The sequence below is a fragment of the Tepidibacter sp. Z1-5 genome (assembly GCF_037844525.1).
Lineage (GTDB): Bacteria > Bacillota > Clostridia > Peptostreptococcales > Peptostreptococcaceae > Tepidibacter_A.
Genome location: NZ_JBBMMD010000015.1, coordinates 31,842 through 50,136 on the forward strand (window position 1 = coordinate 31,842; position 18,295 = coordinate 50,136).

Genomic DNA, 18,295 nt, shown 5'->3' on the forward strand with positions numbered 1-18,295 from the left:
TTAACATTTTCTTTCATTTAACACCAATTTGCAAGTAATTGATTAAATTTAATTCAAAAAATAATATAACTGAGCCTTATCTATATATACTTTTTTATTTATGGACTCAATTTCAGAAAGGGCACATTGAATTTCTTCAACCTGCCCTTTTCTAATCATATTCATTGCTTGGATTCCACAAATAGTTTTTTCTGCTATTTCAAAACTATGAAATCTTAACATATTATTTAAATACTTAACTTGCTATCACTATTCTACTTTTTGCACCATAACAATTATTTTGGCATTCAATTATTTTTCTGGCACAGGTTTTGTTATATATTCTGTTCCTAAGAATATTGGACATGCACCACCAAATTTGCCTTCATCAATTCTTTTAGCTTCAATTGAATGCGGTAGCCCTGCTGGAATATATACAGCTGCTGGTGTTGTAACTTCATAGTATTCTCCTCCTAAAGTCACAGCCATTGTTGAAGAGTTTTCATCCCCAACAAGCAAATACATCTCATCTCCATCATGTATATGTGGAGTCGCTTTACCAAATGATCCATTTGCAATTGCTTCACTTGTTTTTTTATCCGCTGTTAAAAGAGCTGGACAAACCCATGCTTTTGCTTCTGGAACAAATTCGTTACTCATTAATATTGGGAAACCTTTATCTCCAATGGAACCTTCATGGTCTGGTAAACTTTTCACCCATTCTATATCTTTCATTACCAACTTCTCAGTATTTTCAATTTTTAATGGATTTTCTGGTACAGGTTTTGTTATATATTCCGTTCCTAAGAATATTGGACATGCACCACCAAATTTACCTTCATCTATTCTCTTTGCTTCAATTGAGTGTGGTAAACCTGCTGGAATATATACAGCTGCTGGTGTAGTAACTTCATAATAATCGTCTCCTAAAGTCACTGCAATTGTTGAAGAGTTTTCTTCTCCTAGGATTAAGTACATCTCATCTCCATCATGTATATGTGGAGTCGCTTTGCCAAATGATCCGTTTGCAATTGCTTCACTTGTTTTTTTATCTGCTCTTAATAGTGCAGGGCAAACCCATGCTTTTGCTTCTGGCACAAATTCATTGCTCATTAATATTGGAAAACCTTTGTCTCCTATGGATCCTTCGTGGTCTGGTAAACTTTTTGTCCATTCTATATCTTTCATTATTAAGTGTTCATATTTATTTGACATAGTTAAAATCCTTTCATCATCAATTTTTAAATATTTTTTACAACTTCATAAGCATCCTAAATTTCAATCAATATATCTGTTCGTATGAATTATATCCTCAATTAAATTTTATGTCAGTTTATTAAATATTTCTAGCTACTTCATGAGCATCCCATATAGCAAACATTATGTTCTTAACATTTTTTGCATCTCCTAAAAGATGAACATCATCACATATAAGTTCTAACTTATTAAATAAGTTATTTTCAGATTTATATCCAACTGCAAATATTACAGTATCACAATCAACCTTAACTTCACCATCATTAGTCTTAACAATTACACTATCTTCAGTTATCTCACTTGCTAATGAAGAAATCATAACATTAACTCCATTAAACTTTAACATATCTTTTAACATAAGATAGTTCATAACTGGTATACCATGAGGTCCACCTACTATATCTTTTGCTGCTTCTAATATAGTAACATCTTTTCCTTGTTGTTTTAACCAAAGGCCAGTCTCACATCCAACAAGACCTCCACCTATTACTACTACTTTATCTTTAGCTAAAGAAGGATCTAAAAGTACTTTATCAGCAGTTAAAACATTGTTCTTTTCTTTTCCATTTATATCTAATATAAATGGCTTAGAACCAGTTGCCACAATTACAGTATCAGCATTTTCATTCTTAACTAATTCTTCATTAACCTCTGCATTCATATGAATATTTACATTTAGGTCTCTTAACTCACCTTCAAACCATCTTATTAATTTATGGTCATCTTCTTTGAAAGAAGGTATTCCACCTGGTATAACATTTCCACCTAGTTTATCACTCTTTTCATAAAGATTTACTTCATGACCTCTAAGAGCACAAACCCTAGCAGCTTCCATACCAGCTACTCCACCACCTATTATGATGACTTTCTTTTTAGTACATGCAGGAGTTAATTTATATATTTCTTCTCTACCACATTGTGGGTTTACTGCACAAGATAAAGTTCCAGCATTGGCAATTCTTCCCATGCAACCTTCATGACAAGATAAACAAGGACGTATTTTGTCAGCCTTATTCTTTCTTATCTTATTTGGTATTTCTGGATCTGCAAGAAGAGGTCTACCTAAACTTACACCATCACACATACCTTCTGCAACTGCTCTAGATGCTAATTCTGGATCTTCCATTCTACCAGCACATAAAACAGGAACATCTACAACTTCTTTAACAGCTTTAGTATATGGTAAGTACATACCACCTTTTCCAAAATACATAGGAGGATGGTTCCAGTACCAAGAGTCATAAGTTCCAACATCTACATTTAAAGCATCATAACCTGCTTCAGCTAATATCTTAGCAGCTTCTAATCCTTCTTCAATATCCTTACCTTTTTCAATAAAGTCCTCACCTGGAAGTCCACCTTGTCTTATATCTTTAACAAAACTCTTCACACTATATCTAAGTGAAACTGGGAAATTTTCTCCACAAGTAGCTTTTATAGCTTTAACTATATCTGTTGCAAATTTAAGTCTTCCTCTTAGATCTCCACCATACTCATCAGTTCTTTTATTATATAAACTTATAGCAAATTGATCTAATAAGTATCCTTCATGAACTGCATGTATTTCTACTCCATCAAATCCAGATTTTTGAGCTATTGCAGCAGCTTCAGCAAACTTTTGTATATATTTTTTTATTTCTTCCAATGTTAATTCTGTATGTATTAAGTTTGGATCCCATATATTTTCTATTTTAGATGGTGCAACAGCCTTTTTAATTATGTGACCAAGACCTGCACGACCAAATCCAGCAGTTAACTGCATAAATATTTTAGAACCATATGCATGTATTCTTTCAGTCATTTCTTTTGTACTAAGAACAAATGCAGTAGGGTTTATAGTTGGACATGGAATAGAAGGTCTTGCTAATTCTTCTATTTCATTTTCTACACTACAAATACCAGTTATTATAAGTCCTGTTCCACCTTTAGCTCTTTCCACATAATAATCTGCCCCTCTTTGATTAAAACTTCCATTTTCATTTGCAAAACCTATAGGTCCCATAGGTGCCATAGAAAATCTATTCTTAAGCTCTACTTTTCCTATCTTCATACTTTCAAAAAGATTTTGATATTTAGTCATAAATATACCTCCTTTTTCACCAGAATAAATTCGCCGAATTCATTCTGTATTTGCTTATATAATAACTTTTCGTTAGTTAATTGTCAATATCTTTTATTAAAAAATAAAAACCTTTTCATAAAACTTTACTAATATTAAATATTGTGTATAATTAAATTGTTATACATCGGATTGAAAGTAGGGGATTTTAAAATGAATGAAGGTAATTTAACTAAAAGGCAAGCTCAGGCTATAGAAACTAAAAAACAAATATTAGATACTTCAATGAAATTAATTTCGGAATATGGATATGATAATGTAAAAATAAGTCGAATATGTAAAGAAGTTGGTATATCTATAGGAGGGTTTTATCATCACTTTAAGTCTAAAGAAGATATAATAGTAGAATTTTATAAAGAATTTGATATTACACTTGAAGATTATGTAAATAATAATCTTAGTGAAGAATCCTATATAGATAAAATACTATCAATAATTTTATACCAAGTTAGTTATGCAAAAAAAATGGGCATTGATATACTTAAACAAGTATATAAAGCACAACTTTATGATGGTAGGGAATTTTTCATATCTGAAGAAAGAAAATTAAATCAAATACTAAAAAATACTATACAATTTGGACAAGATAATAATGAAATTACAAAAGAATTTACCGCATCTCAAATAACAACCTATTTACTTAGATTGTCAAGAGGTATACTTTATGATTGGTGTATTCATAATGGAGATTATGATCTATTAAATGAAACTTATATATCTATAAATAGGCTATTAAATTCCATAAAAAAATAAACTGCTCTTTGATGTAAACTTTAATGTGTATAAAAATTTTCATATAGGATATAACCGTTAAGAATTCTATTGATAAATCTAAATTTTATTAAACTCCTTTCTAAAGAATTATGTACTTTACTATACTGTTCATTGCTATAAATTCTAGACAATATTTGATTATTTATATTCTACATATCTTAATATATACGTATCCGTCAAAGATTTACCATCTTGAAATAGAAAATCCAGTATAACTAACTAAAAAAATTAGTATACTGGATTTTTAAAATTTATATATTCTCTCACACAAACTAAACCCTATTACTCCACAAGATTTTTTAGGCCCTCATTGATTTAATTCAATTAATGTTATGAAGTCAGGGACACAGCCTTCCTGTGACTCAAGGCACATTCTCTAAACATAGAGCATATGATAATTTTATGAGGGTATGAAAGGAGTGTGCAATATGTATAATTTTTATAAACCATATCTATGTCCTTACTACATTAACCCACTAATATATAACTTACGCACTATATATAATCATCCACATTATTACAGGGTTAATTCGCCAATGTATAACTCAGACTCTTCGAAACAGTTTACTAAATTGAAAGACTATGGACCAGAACCATTTGTAATTAATATTGATAAGGCTACTAAACAAAACAATACTTATCGTACCGCTTTATGGACAGGAGACAATTTACAAGTTACCTTGATGAGTATCAAGGTTGGGGATGATATAGGTTTAGAAGTTCATCCAACAGTTGATCAATTCATACGTATTGAAGAAGGTCAAGGTCTTGTTCAAATAGGTGACCAAAAAAATAAATTGGATTATCAAGAAAAAGTCTATGATAACTTTGCGATCATGATACCTGCTGGTAAATGGCACAATGTAATCAATACAGGTAATAAACCACTTAAATTGTACGCTATCTATGCTCCACCTGAGCATCCACATGGTACAGTTCATAAAACAAAAGTAGATGCAGAAGCTTCTGAAGAGAACTAAGACTCTAATATCATTATGATTTTTAAAAGCATATAAGTTGAACTAAATCCAAAAAATCAGACAAATTTAATTACGTAGCTAATGAGGAGTGAATCCTGTCTTGTACAGGGCTCATTCCTTTTAGTTTGCACTTAATTCTTCCGTTATTGTATAATTGCTTCAACTTAAGTTGTATCAGTTACTCCTTTACCAAGTGTATCCTCCTCTGTCATTTTTACTAAATCGTTAGGATTACTCATCCCCTTGTTTTATTTTATAAATCCAACTATATCATCAACATTTCTAGAAACTTGTTTCATATCCAAATATATAATTTTATGTGTAATAATACAAACTTCTATTAACTAGCAATAATTTCAAGATTAATTTACAATATTAACTTGATATTTTTTTGACAAGGCACTTCAATTATGTTATAATTTAAATACAAATATTTTACATATTTATTTAATTATTCCATTGCATTTTTGCATATATGCACACAATTACTAATGAATAGGGTGATTTTATGAGTAATGAAAAGAATAAAAAACTTAATGCAAAAATAACCACTGAGGTTGGACTTTTAATAGCCTTACAAGTTATATTAACAAGATTTATGTCTATTCATACACCAATAGTTCGAATAGGTTTTGGTTTTTTACCATTAGCTATAACTTCAATATTGTACGGACCTTGGGTGGGAGGAATTGCAGCTGCTATAGCAGACCTTATTGGATTTGCTTTATTCCCAACGGGAACTTATTTTCCTGGTTTTACATTAACTGCATTTCTTACAGGATTTACTTATGGGATTTTATTTTTCAACAAACCTAAGTCACATAAAAGACTATTCCTATCCGTTTTAATAGTATGTATTTTACTTAACTTAGGTCTAGATACTTTATGGCTATCAATACTTATAGGTAAAGGATATGTAGCATTACTTCCTACTCGCATAATTAAAACTCTAATTATGATACCTGTTCAATTTATTCTAATAAGTCTTGTATGGGATAAATTTTTACTTAAAATAAACAGTTTCATAGGAGCAAAATAAAACTAATGTAGATGGAGTCTTACTCCATCTAGATTGCAATTAAGTTAATCGTTGAACTTTTTTACTTCTACTTTATTTTTTCCAGCACCTAGTACTTGTCCATTTTTTCTAATAAATCTATACTCAATTATTTCCCGGTAAAAAGCTATTATGCTCTTCTTAGATATTAAATTATTTTATTCGAAGAAGCATTTGCTAAGCATATACAATGACCCAAACTAGTTGTTTAACTCTTGACATATATCTTATACTTCTATATTATTTTATAAAAGAGCATATGCCAATAATTCCACAAATGCATCATGCTTATTTAACTATTTTATAGGAGGAATAATTATATGAAAATTGCATTACCATCTCGTCAAAATCTTATAGACGACCATTTTGGTCACTGCGAATACTTTACTATTTTTACAGTTGACAAAGATAACAAGGACATAATTTCTGAAGAAACCATTGCATCACCAGAAGGCTGTGGTTGCAAATCAAATATCGCACAAATTTTATCAGATATAGGTGTATCAATTATGCTTGCAGGTAATATGGGTGATGGTGCCGTACGTGTGTTAAACAACTGTGGTATTGAAGTAATACGCGGGTGTTCAGGCGATCTTAAGACTGTTGCACTCAAATGGCTTGAAGGCATTATTTCCGATTCTGGTGATTCTTGCCATGAACATGAATGCCATAACTAAATCAATCAAAAGTAATGGCCCTGTGGCTACCATAAAAAAAATATAAACGGAAGTTGAAATACCCACTTCCGTTTATATTTTTTTAACTATATATATCTTTACTCTGTAAATTAACTTTAACGCAAGAACCATGGCTTCAAATATTACGCTTATATAGATCTTTAGTTTATATAAATATATTATTTTCCAATCATTTGTTTTTCTGCCATTTCAACTAACTTTTTAGTCATATGACCACCAACATAACCGCTTAAGTTTCCTTTATCTACATTGTTAGAATTAGACAAACCTAATTCATTAGCTACTTCGAGTTTCATTTGATTAAGTGCAGCCTTTGCTTGAGGAACAACTTTCTTATTTGCCATAAATATCACTCCTATATGTCTGATTTTAGTTATTAAGTTTATTATATGTAATAATATCAGTTTTATTATGCTAATACATGTTATTGATACACGCACGCAGTTACTACTGAGATATCACATCATATTTTCTACCCATTTCTTCTTTTGTTAAATTTTTTGCTCCATATTCTTCTTTCCATGATGTGAAGCTATAATATGTTCTAGCATTAAGCAAATCTCTTCAGGTACTGATAATTGTTCACATGCTTTATTTATTATTTTAATTCCTTGTATCATATGTCCAAGTAAATTGCCTTCTTTTGTATAATCATCTACTAAAGCTATATCATTAGCATTTAATTCTCTTAATTTTCCTATGTCATGAAGAATAGCCCCTGCAAATAATAAATCTTTATATATTCCATCATAAATTCCGACTAACTTTTAAGCATTCTATAAGTATGATATAGTAATCCTGAATATATATCATGATGTACTGTTTTAGATGCAGGATAGTATAATAATTTTTCTTATCCTTCTTTTCATTCTTAAACAATGTTAACCCCCTTTGTTTTATAGTCTGTAACTTTTAAGATAAGTACACTTTAGATACTGTTATATGAGTATATCCACAAAACCAGATAGAGAATCTAACTAAAAAGCAGCATGAGTCCGATTGAATATCGAGATCATGCTGCTATCTACTCTTTTAGTTTTTTAATATATTACTTTATATTCTTTTCAAATCTTTCGATATTATTTTCTTTTTGAATCTGATCAATTTTTTCTTTGTATGAGTCACCTTCTATATCAAACTTTATTTGATTCTTAACATATTCAAAAGGTATAATTTCATTTGCTTTATCAATAACCTTTATTATATGATATCCAAATTGACTCTCTACTAAATCAGATATTTCTCCAGGCTTAAGTTCAAAAGCCCCTTTTTCAAACTCTGGAACCATAACACCTTTTCCAAAGTATCCAAGATTTCCTCCGTTATTTCCTGAGACAGTATCTTCAGAGTATTCTTTAGCTAAAGATGCAAAGTCTTCTCCATTCTTAGCTCTTACTAATATATCCTCTGCTTTTTTCTTTGCTTCCTTTTTATCTTCATCAGATAAAGGATTCATATTATCGTCAACAGTTTTAAATAATATATGAGAAGCTTTTACTTCTTCTTTTGTGTATTCGTCTTTATTATTTTCATAGTACTCTTTTAGTTTTTCATCATTTAATTCTAAAGATGCTATATAACTTTCTTTGTATTTAGATATTAACATATCTTTTTTAAGTTGATTCTTTAGAAATTGATCGTCTATTCCCTTTTCTTTTAAGAATTTCTTAAATTCTTCGTTTGATTCAAGTTGAGTTTTAAACTGTTTAAATTGTTCTTCTACATCCTTATCCTCTATAGTTATATTCTCCTTTTGAGCTGTTTGATAAATCACCTCATTATTAATCATATTATTAAGAACTTGCTCTTTTACAACCTCTATTACTGTCTTTCCATTTTCAACTTCAGTTGTCCATATTTCCTGACTATATATAGCTTCAAAATTCTTTTTATACATAGCTAAAGTCTTTTCATATTCACTAACAGTTATTATTTTGTCGTTAACCTTAGCAACTACGTCCTTAGAAAACTCCGAATTTTTAGAAGGATTGACATATTTTTCAGTTAATTCTTCTTTATTCTTTATAAATCTATCTATTACTACTGCTACTTGTTCTCTTTTTGCATCACCTTTTGGATCGAATGTATTATTATCAACCCCATTCATAAGACCTAATCCAATAGCAATGTCTACTTCTTTTTTAGACCAATCCGATATATTATTCATATCATTCAGTCCATTTATATTGTTTAATACATCATTACCTTCATTCATACTTAATGCTCTAACAAACATTACTGCCATTTGTTCACGAGTACATTTTTGATTTTTAGCGAATTCGTCTTCTGAAATCCCTTTTACTATACCTGCTTCATATGCTGCTTGAACATACTCAAATGCCCAATTTTCTTTTGGAACATCTTTAAAAACTGCATTATTGTCTACATTATTCGTGTCAATATCTAGAGCTTTTACAATCATCTTAATCATTTCTGATCTTGTTACTGCTTTTTTAGGATTAAAGTTTCCTTTTTCATCCCCACTTACTATACCAAGCTGTGATAAATTTTGTATTGACTCTATTGCATAGTCAGAACTATGATTAATATCTGATATTTCTTGAGCATTAACCACTGAAAAATTTATTAAAAGTATTACTGATGGTATAATCCTTTTTAGTGTTTTTTTGATTTTACAAATTTGAAACATTTTTGCACCCCTTAACTTAATTTGTCATTGTATAATAAAATATATCATTCTAGTATTAATAAATCTACTGTTAATTAACTCCTTGTTAATTTAATAATAGTATTTTTATGCTGAGGATATTTATTCAAAAGGTATTCTCTTTCGAATAGCTCAAAATCTTCAAATTGAAATCCAGGGGAAACCATACATCCAACAAGAGCATATCCATGATTATTCATTGCAGAGCCAAATATATAGTTTTTACGAACTAGAACTTGAGGCTTTTCTCCATTTTCAATATCTAATCCAAGCTTTTCTTCTGTAAGTTCACCTTCAGGAGAAATCATATATATTGTTAATGGAGAACCTGCTTGGTAATACCACATTTCATCAGATTTAAGTCTATGGAAATTTGAAACTTCTCCATCTCTTAATAAAAAGTAAATACTTGACCATAATTTTCTAGAACCTTTGAAGTTCACATCTAGGTCATTATCTGTAATAGTTTCTTCAGAAACAAATGTTTCTTTGTAGAATCCACCTTCTGGGTGAGAATTCATATTTAGTTTTTTAATAAAATAATCTGCTGTATACATTTCTAACACTCCTTTTAAAATCTTTACTTTTGTGGTTATTTTCTATCCTCATACAATATTATACACTACTTACCCAAAATGTCATTTTTTATAATACCTTATAAAAATAACCTTAAAAAAAAATCATTCAATTTGATCTTTTCCCCATATTAATTCAACTTTAGAAAGTTTCTTATTTTCTTACCTTGGCTAAAAAATTTTATTTATTAATATTAAAATTGCTATATATTGCATGTAATTTTGTCGAAATATATCTCCGATAAATAATTTAAGAAAATAAGGAGGGAGATTAATAAAATGAAATATTCAAAAAATATTTTAGCACTATTTCTAATTTTATTTGTTTTTATATTAAACACTAACGAGGGAATGGCTAGGCCTAGAAAGAATAAAATTCCACCTAATGCACCAACTCAGTTATCAGCAACAAGTATTAACTCAACTAATGTTACTTTAAATTGGTCTTATGTATCAAAGGCTTCAGGATATAAAGTTTATAGATCAAATTTAAATGATTCAAATTATACATTAGTATCAACAGCTTCATCTACAACATATAAAGATAGTAATTTAGATCCTTCAACTGATTATTGGTACTTTATAAAAGCCTATAACCAATATGGGCTATCACAAGATTCAATCCATATAAAAATAACAACCCAAAATGAAGAGCCAACACCAATTGCCCCTATACCTGTAGATCCTATTAATCCTACAAAAACTGTTCTAGGATTTACAACTTACTATTATGAAGGAGATAGTTCATCTTATAATTCTATGGTTTCTAATTCTTCAATGATAGATACAATTGCAACTCACAATTATACAACAGATGGTAATGGAAATATCATAGGATTAATTCCAAATAATCAAATAACTTATGCAAATGATAATGGAATATCAGCACTTGCCATGGTAGCTAATAATTTTGACGGAAACATAGCAAAAACTTTATTAGAAAATCCAACTAATAGACAAAATTTAATTAACAATATACTATCTCAGTTAAACGCTAACAATTATAAAGGGGTTAATATCGACCTTGAAGGAGTTTTTTATTATGATAGAAGCTATTATACTACATTTATAAAAGAACTTTATAATACACTTAATTCGCAAGGCTTTACTATAACAGTTTCTGTTCCAGCGAAAACAAGCGATAGTCCTACTAGCCCTTGGAGTGGAGCTTATGATTATGCTGAACTTGGTAAATATGCAGACAAAGTAGTATTAATGACTTACGATGAACATTATCCTGGGGGCAGCCCAGGACCTATAGCTTCAATTAATTGGGTAGAAAATGTGATAAACTATGCAACTAGCGTTATTCCAAAAGAAAAAATTCTTCTTGGAACTGCAGCTTATGGATATGATTGGTCCTCAAATGGAACTAAAGCTTATAGCATTTCAGGTATTTATAACTTGGCATCCACATGCGGAAGTTCTATACTTTGGGATTCTACTTCACAATGTCCATACTTTACTTATACAGATTCTAATGGCATAAGTCATACCGTATGGTTTGAAAATGATAAAAGTATTAGTTATAAATTAGACCTAGTTAACAACTACGACTTATCTGGTATAGCCATTTGGAGACTTGGACTTGAAAATTCTGATTATTGGACAACTATTAAAAATAAACTTAATAAATAAAATAAATCAAAGGCTATGGCAAAGTCATCGCCTTTGATTTTACAACTTCATTCCTTATTTTTACCATAGAATAAAAGACAAACTATAGAAGCTTTTTTTAAAATGGCTAAGAATGTTTATCACATTAGAAACCTTAGAACTACTAAGTTTTATAGAATATATGCTTTTCTGTGGATGGTTTTTATAACTCATAATCTTATTGTATTATTTAAAGAAACATTATTAAAAGATACCCAGCTGAAAAATATAGGTATATGAGACTTAGTGAAAAAAGTAGGAAATGTAAAAGGATTTGTAAGGCGTACTTTCAATGAAATAATTGTATATATTCCAACCGTCACTAAACTTACAAACCTCATTGCTAACGCAATGTGTAATCCTTCGTATGAGCAGTTGAGTTTTAATTTATGATAATTTAGGTCAGAAATAAAACAGAATATTTATTACAAATAATGGTGATGAATTGATTACCTTTGTACGAAATCTGGGTAACTAATATAAATAGTAAACAAATGTATCTAAGAATGACAGTTTTATTGTCTACTGTCCCTTATATATAGAAATTGCTCCATCCGTTCCAATATGCAAATAAGAAGGAATGCAGTCTACTGTTCCAAACCATGTACCGCTAACTCCAATTGTTGGCCTCCACTTGCTGTATAAATCATAGCTTTTGAAATCTAAATACAAATCGGATTTCACCTCGGATACCTTCATATTAGCAATCTTGCAATTGTCTGATCGTGAAAAGCAGTTAGTACCATCAAAAGTTTTAGACATTGCTATTGAGGTGACTGCTTTTACAGAAGCATTTCTAAAATCACTAACCGTTGAAACTTTTCGGATTATTTCGCTCTCATCAAGTTCAATCACCAAATCCACTTGTTCTTTAGATACTTTCTCGCTATAAAATTTTATATGATGGGTAGAACCTTGCTCTAAAGCAATATTGTTCCCCCAGAGCCAATCATTCCCTTGACGCATATATACAGTCCATTTATTATAGTTGGGATGATTAGAATCTTCAATGAATTGAAAACCACCTTCAACATTTCCAACATCATTTGTCCAGTCAAAACCAAAATATACATAGGGACAGTCTCCTTTTTCTGCTATTGTAACCATAGGTAGTGTAATTTCTGCTTGTACACCATCAAAACCTTTAAACTCAAGCTGTTTACGTGAGAATATCCCTGTAGAACCTCCATTAATATTGAATGGTGTGAACTCTATCACATTGTCATATGAGGTGTTTTGAGTTACTGAAATAATTCTAGTTTTGCTGTCCCAATCAACGGCATATCCGTAAGCCTCCATAACCTCCCTAAGAGGCAGATAAGCACGTCCATTTTTTACTATTGCAGCGGTATCTATAGAAATCGGTATTTGATTTTTATAAATCTCACTTTTACCCATAGGAATTTCAACTTTAATTTCACCCTTGCTTGATATCACAGTCTGTATCTGTTGATTCCAGTCCACTTCACAACCTATTGAATTCAAACAAATTCGTAAAGGTACCATAGTACGACCTGTATCACTTACATAAGGGAATCCCGTAGATTCATCGAACAGGATTACTTTGTCATCTACTGTGATAGTAAGTGGTTTTTCTGAAGCCTCGCAGACTTCACCCATAGCAACAATAATTATACTAATCAAGGTAATTAGAACTATTTTTTTCAAAATATGAATCCTCCTTATTTGTAAGTATCTTTTATGTATTCTCAAATTTAATTTTCTTAATCTAATTATATACGAAAATACCATTTTTTAGTATAATTATATATTATTACTTGGTAATGCATCTGAATCTATATCCACATAAAAAAGACAACCTCATTTTAATAAGCACTACAGAAAATTTTGATAATACTCCAATAGGTAAGCTTCTTGAAGGTATGATGGGAGTTATTGCTGAATTTCATTCTCTAAACCGAGCCCAAAAAGTTTAAAGGGTATAAAGCAAAAGGCTACTCAAGGAGTGAACTAGATATAATAACTATAGACGAATTGAAAAAAACTAAGGATAGTATTGACGAGATTATACAATATAATGACTCTAAAGCTATAATACAAAGGCCCCTTAAATTTAAGGGGTCTTTGTATTATACTGCTTCTACTTTTTCTATCATAAACTTATTTATAACATGTGCAACACCATCTTCTTCATTTGATAAGGTTATATAATCTGCAATTTCTTTAACTTCATCAAATCCGTTTTCCATGGCAACTCCAAGTCCTGCATATTCAATCATTGCAAGATCATTTTCGGCATCTCCAACACAAATTACTTTATCTGAATTAATACCAAGCTCATTTGCAACTGCATCAATTCCTACACCTTTATTTACAGACTTGTGTAAAAACTCTAAAAAGAAAGGAGCACTCTTTACAATAGTATATTTATCTTTAATATTTTGAGGTATTTTAGGAATAATCCCATCTATTAATTCAGGTTCATCAATCATCATAACCTTAACTATAGTTTCATCTTTATCAACAGACTCAACTGGTAATTCATAAACATCTATTCCATTCATACTACCCTCTAAATCTGTATACTTATTATTGTTTGGTGTAATTACACTAGATTCTGTTAATGCATGTATGTTAACACCAAGTTCTTTGCTCAGTTCATAAAGCTCTTTATAATCATCTAAGCTTAAAGTTATCTTAGAGATAATCTTTCCACTTTTAGTAGTTTGAACTAAAGCTCCATTAAATGCTACAACATAATCCTCATCAGAAATAAGATCTAACTCTTTAAGAAATTTCTTTACACCAAGAAGTGGTCTTCCAGTTGCAAGAACAACCTTCTTTCCCTGCTTCTTTGCCTGTTGAATAGCTTCATAATTAGCCTTTGATACTTTCTTTTCTTTGTTCAGTAAAGTACCGTCCATATCTAATCCAATTAATTTATACATATTTTTCCTCCTGTTGTCTATTAATTATTATATATACTAAAATAACATTATAATATATTTTTTACATTTTGAAAAACCCTTTAAGATATAAGCTTAAAGGGTTCAATTCATTATTTGGTGATAGCTACTATATATCCGACAATATTTACTATTAATAAAATAATATATGTTATATTTATACAATCTAATAAGCCACCACCTGTTCTTTTTTTACTATTTTTAGTTCCATACTCTATCTCTGCCAGCTATAAGGAACCCTACTGACATTATTACATTAAGTACTATTAAATTTTATTCTCTAATTTGTCCTTCTCCGTATATTATAGATTTAATAGTTGTAAGTTCAGTAAGACCCATAGGTCCTCGAGCATGAAGTTTTTGTGTGCTAATACCTATTTCAGCTCCAAATCCAAATTGACTTCCATCTGTAAATCGTGTAGATGCATTTACATATACTGCAGCTGCATCAACTTCTTTTAAAAATCTTTGTGCATTGGAGTAACTATTTGTTATTATTGCTTCTGAATGTTTTGTGCTGTATTTGAAAATATGATCTATAGCTTCAGTTAATGAATCCACTACTTTGATTGCTAATATTAAATCTAAATATTCAGTAGACCAGTCATCTTCTGTTGCAGGTTTTACATTAGATATTACATTTTGAGTAAAAGGACACCCTCTCAATTCCACTCCAATAGAAGTAAGACGAGATTCTAACTTTGGTAAAAATTCTAATGCTACATTTTTGTGAATAAGTAATGTTTCTAGAGCATTACATACAGCAGGTCTTTGAGTTTTTGCATTTACAATTATTTCTTCAGCCATTTTTAAGTCTGCATTTTCGTCAATAAACATATGGCAATTTCCAGTACCTGTCTCAATAACAGGTACTGTAGCATTTTTTACTACAGCTTTAATCAAGCCTGCTCCACCTCTTGGTATAAGTACATCTATATATTCATTTAGCTGCATTAGTACATTAGCAGCTTGTCTATCTGTAGTTTCTAAAAGCTGTATACAACCTTCAGGAAGACCATTCTCAATAGCTGCTTTCGTGATAATATTTGCTAATGCTATATTTGAGTTTATAGCTTCAGAACCACCTCTTAAAATTGCACAGTTTCCTGATTTTATACATAAGGCTGCAGCATCTACTGTTACATTAGGTCTAGCTTCATAAATCATTCCTATAACGCCAAGAGGAACTTTTATTTGACCAATTTGAAGATTGTTTTCTGTTTTCCACATCTTCACTACTTCTCCAATAGGATCTTTAAGTGAAGATACCATTCTAAGTCCATTAGCCATTTCAATTATTCTGTTATCGTTTAATAAAAGTCTATCTAGTAAAGCTTGTGAACATCCTTTTTGCTTACCATTTTCAATATCTTTAGCATTAGCCTCAAGAATTAGATTTTTATTTATTATAAGAGCTTCAGCCATTGCTTTTAGTGCATTATTTTTTATATTTGTATCTAAGGTAGACATTTTTCTGGAAGCCTTTTTTGCTAACTTACCTTTTTCTATTAAATGTTGTTTTATATCCATAATTTTCACCTCTTTAAATAATATTAATTTATAAAAGTTTTTTAATCATTATTTAGTATTACTAGGTTATTAACATGTATTATCTCGTCATAATTTTTATAGCCTAGTTGATCAGTTATATCTGATGTTTGAATTCCTTTTATTAAATCTATATCTAATGAATTATAATTTGTAATACCACGAGCTATTTCCTTGTATTCTGAATCTACAATGTAAACAACATCTCCTTTATTAAATTTTCCATTAACAGATTTTACTCCAGAAGGGAGTAGACTTTTACGTTTTTCTAGAATAGCTTTTTTAGCACCATCATCAATGATTATTTTCCCTTTAGCAGCAGTATTATATGCTATCCAGCTTTTTTTGCTTTGAAGAGGATTTTTAGTTGCTTGAAAAAATGTACCTATATTCTCTCCTTGGAATATCCTATTAATAATATTTAGAATAGAACCATTTGCAATAATCATAGAAGCTCCTGATGATACGGCAATTTCTGCTGCTTTTAATTTTGTTATCATTCCACCTGTTCCTAAGTTACTACCTGCATCTCCTGCAGAACATTTAATTTTTTCTGTTATCTCTTCTACATAGCTAATAAGTTTAGCATTTATATTTGTTTTAGGATTAGCATTATATAATCCATCAATATCTGAAAGTACTAACAGCAAATCTCCATCTACAAGAGTTGTCACCATTGCTGATAAAGTATCATTATCACCAAACTTAATTTCATCTATAGCTATAGCATCATTTTCATTTACAATAGGAATAACTTTTTGATTAAATAAGGAAAAAAATGTATTACGTGCATTTAAAAATCTTTTTCGGTCTGACATATCTTCTGAAGTTAAAAGTATCTGAGCAGCTATTTTTCCATATTCAGAAAACAGTTTTTCATACATATGCATTAATATACCTTGTCCAACAGCAGCCGCAGCTTGTTTTTGTGGAATAGTTTTTGGCTTTGACTTGAGTCCTAATTTCCCCATACCTGCACCTATAGCTCCTGATGTTACTAAAACTACTTCAATCCCCTGATTATGGATATTCACTAATTGTCTTACTATATTTTCCATTGTATTTAAATTTAGTAATCCTGTTGAATGAGTTAAAGTGGATGTTCCTATTTTGACAACTATTCTCTTAACATTTTTTAAATATGATTCTTTTTTTAATTTCATTTTTAATTTTACTGTAATAATACAGTAAAACCTCCTTTCAATAATTATTTATAGAAAAAATACAGGTGTTATAGACTAAATATTCTGATATTCATTAAAATATTTTAAAAAATTATATCATAAGAATAATATATATACAATTAGTATTAATATATTAATATCAGAAGGTATTTTATTTAAAATTATAGTATAACCATAAATACAACTAATCGAACTTTAACTTTACACAGGAATGGAAAGTTTTTTAAGTCATATTCTGTCGCCATAGGGAACCCGACTGATCCCATACCTACATAAAAAAATAGCATCAATCCATCCCGTACCTTCATCTATCAAGCTTTTACCAATTTCAGTCACTTTCAACTCCTCCTTTACCATTTCTAAATCTTTACCTTCTAAAAATTTATTCGCAAAGGCATATAATATTGATTCTACATCATGCTTATATTCTTTTTCTATATCTTTAACTACCTAAATTTCGTACAAATGTAATTATTTATTCACTATAAAATACCAATTGATCAAATCTCTAATTTGGAAAAATTATAGCTCTTAATCCCAAAACAAATGACATTAAAATACCGCTAATGTTGTAAATATTTTTAATAAAACTAAGAATTACATCTTATTGAATCTCCTAAAAGTTCTGAACTCCCTCAAGGTCAAACAACGAACTTTCTTAACGGATATTCAAACGCTATAATTCAAGTTTTATACAAAAATATTTAAATCATTCGCTAACATTTTAATGCCATTTGTTTTTTAATATGTTTCTTAGATATGAAATGGATTTTAATTTTGATATAGAGGATACCATATCTATTATTTCCTCAGTTCCATATCCGCTATCTGCGCGTATGATTAACTTACCTATTTTCAATTGTTCTCTATATT

General features: G+C 29.8%; 17 protein-coding genes. 6 read left to right on the forward strand and 11 right to left on the reverse strand.

Going from position 1 to position 18,295, the window contains the following annotated elements; genetic code table 11:
• Nucleotides 1-291: 291 nt before the first annotated feature.
• Together WJW32_RS03960 and WJW32_RS03965 are read right to left on the reverse strand one after the other, a co-directional pair.
• Nucleotides 292-1,194, reverse strand: coding sequence for a cupin domain-containing protein (locus tag WJW32_RS03960; RefSeq protein ID WP_340255302.1), 903 nt, complete (start codon nucleotides 1,192-1,194; stop codon nucleotides 292-294).
• 121 nt (nucleotides 1,195-1,315) lie between these two features.
• On the reverse strand, nucleotides 1,316-3,316 hold the full coding sequence (locus WJW32_RS03965) for an oxidoreductase (protein WP_340255305.1): 2,001 nt from the start codon (nucleotides 3,314-3,316) through the stop codon (nucleotides 1,316-1,318).
• Nucleotides 3,317-3,508: 192 nt separating this feature from the next.
• Between WJW32_RS03965 and WJW32_RS03970 the strand changes: the two genes are divergently transcribed.
• Both WJW32_RS03970 and WJW32_RS03975 read left to right on the forward strand, forming a co-directional pair.
• Nucleotides 3,509-4,108: a TetR/AcrR family transcriptional regulator gene (locus tag WJW32_RS03970; RefSeq protein ID WP_340255308.1), complete on the forward strand. Its 600-nt coding sequence runs from the start codon at nucleotides 3,509-3,511 to the stop codon at nucleotides 4,106-4,108.
• A 449-nt stretch (nucleotides 4,109-4,557) separates the two neighbouring features.
• Nucleotides 4,558-5,109, forward strand: coding sequence for a cupin domain-containing protein (locus tag WJW32_RS03975; RefSeq protein ID WP_340255311.1), 552 nt, complete (start codon nucleotides 4,558-4,560; stop codon nucleotides 5,107-5,109).
• Between the two features lie 70 nt (nucleotides 5,110-5,179).
• Here WJW32_RS03975 and WJW32_RS14880 read toward each other — a convergent pair whose 3' ends face one another.
• Nucleotides 5,180-5,272 (reverse strand): IS3 family transposase, encoded by a 93-nt coding sequence (locus WJW32_RS14880; RefSeq protein WP_445330206.1) that lies wholly within the window; start codon nucleotides 5,270-5,272, stop codon nucleotides 5,180-5,182.
• Between the two features lie 345 nt (nucleotides 5,273-5,617).
• On the opposite strand from WJW32_RS14880, the gene WJW32_RS03980 reads away from it, so the two are divergent.
• Complete coding sequence (locus WJW32_RS03980) at nucleotides 5,618-6,148, forward strand: folate family ECF transporter S component (RefSeq protein WP_340255314.1); 531 nt, start codon at nucleotides 5,618-5,620, stop codon at nucleotides 6,146-6,148.
• Between the two features lie 338 nt (nucleotides 6,149-6,486).
• Entirely contained in the window at nucleotides 6,487-6,843 is a 357-nt protein-coding gene (locus WJW32_RS03985) for a NifB/NifX family molybdenum-iron cluster-binding protein (protein WP_340255317.1), read from the forward strand.
• A 179-nt stretch (nucleotides 6,844-7,022) separates the two neighbouring features.
• On the opposite strand, the gene WJW32_RS03990 is transcribed toward WJW32_RS03985, so the two are convergent.
• The 4 genes from WJW32_RS03990 to WJW32_RS04000 form a co-directional block, all read right to left on the reverse strand.
• Nucleotides 7,023-7,208 (reverse strand): small, acid-soluble spore protein, alpha/beta type, encoded by a 186-nt coding sequence (locus WJW32_RS03990; RefSeq protein ID WP_340255320.1) that lies wholly within the window; start codon nucleotides 7,206-7,208, stop codon nucleotides 7,023-7,025.
• 147 nt (nucleotides 7,209-7,355) lie between these two features.
• Entirely contained in the window at nucleotides 7,356-7,619 is a 264-nt protein-coding gene (locus tag WJW32_RS14885; RefSeq protein ID WP_445330207.1) for an HD domain-containing protein, read from the reverse strand.
• Nucleotides 7,620-7,912: 293 nt separating this feature from the next.
• Nucleotides 7,913-9,514 (reverse strand): peptidylprolyl isomerase, encoded by a 1,602-nt coding sequence (locus WJW32_RS03995; RefSeq protein WP_340255322.1) that lies wholly within the window; start codon nucleotides 9,512-9,514, stop codon nucleotides 7,913-7,915.
• Between the two features lie 74 nt (nucleotides 9,515-9,588).
• Nucleotides 9,589-10,089, reverse strand: a complete 501-nt coding sequence (locus tag WJW32_RS04000; RefSeq protein WP_340255325.1) for a cupin domain-containing protein — start codon at nucleotides 10,087-10,089, stop codon at nucleotides 9,589-9,591.
• 297 nt (nucleotides 10,090-10,386) lie between these two features.
• Between WJW32_RS04000 and WJW32_RS04005 the strand changes: the two genes are divergently transcribed.
• The gene (locus WJW32_RS04005) at nucleotides 10,387-11,745 is read left to right on the forward strand and encodes a glycosyl hydrolase family 18 protein (RefSeq protein WP_340255328.1); all 1,359 of its coding nucleotides are present in this window, start codon (nucleotides 10,387-10,389) and stop codon (nucleotides 11,743-11,745) included.
• A gap of 84 nt (nucleotides 11,746-11,829) precedes the next feature.
• Nucleotides 11,830-12,003, forward strand: coding sequence for a hypothetical protein (locus WJW32_RS14890; protein WP_445330208.1), 174 nt, complete (start codon nucleotides 11,830-11,832; stop codon nucleotides 12,001-12,003).
• Nucleotides 12,004-12,285: 282 nt separating this feature from the next.
• Here the strand turns inward: WJW32_RS14890 and WJW32_RS04010 are convergent, their stop codons facing one another.
• The 4 genes from WJW32_RS04010 to proB all read right to left on the reverse strand — a co-directional run bounded on the left by WJW32_RS04010 (nucleotide 12,286) and on the right by proB (nucleotide 17,401).
• Complete coding sequence (locus tag WJW32_RS04010; RefSeq protein WP_340255331.1) at nucleotides 12,286-13,431, reverse strand: stalk domain-containing protein; 1,146 nt, start codon at nucleotides 13,429-13,431, stop codon at nucleotides 12,286-12,288.
• A gap of 422 nt (nucleotides 13,432-13,853) precedes the next feature.
• Nucleotides 13,854-14,672: a sugar-phosphatase gene (gene yidA, locus WJW32_RS04015; RefSeq protein WP_340255334.1), complete on the reverse strand. Its 819-nt coding sequence runs from the start codon at nucleotides 14,670-14,672 to the stop codon at nucleotides 13,854-13,856.
• A gap of 291 nt (nucleotides 14,673-14,963) precedes the next feature.
• Nucleotides 14,964-16,220: a glutamate-5-semialdehyde dehydrogenase gene (locus WJW32_RS04020; RefSeq protein ID WP_340255337.1), complete on the reverse strand. Its 1,257-nt coding sequence runs from the start codon at nucleotides 16,218-16,220 to the stop codon at nucleotides 14,964-14,966.
• 41 nt (nucleotides 16,221-16,261) lie between these two features.
• Nucleotides 16,262-17,401: a glutamate 5-kinase gene (gene proB, locus WJW32_RS04025; protein ID WP_340255340.1), complete on the reverse strand. Its 1,140-nt coding sequence runs from the start codon at nucleotides 17,399-17,401 to the stop codon at nucleotides 16,262-16,264.
• Nucleotides 17,402-18,295: the final 894 nt, after the last annotated feature.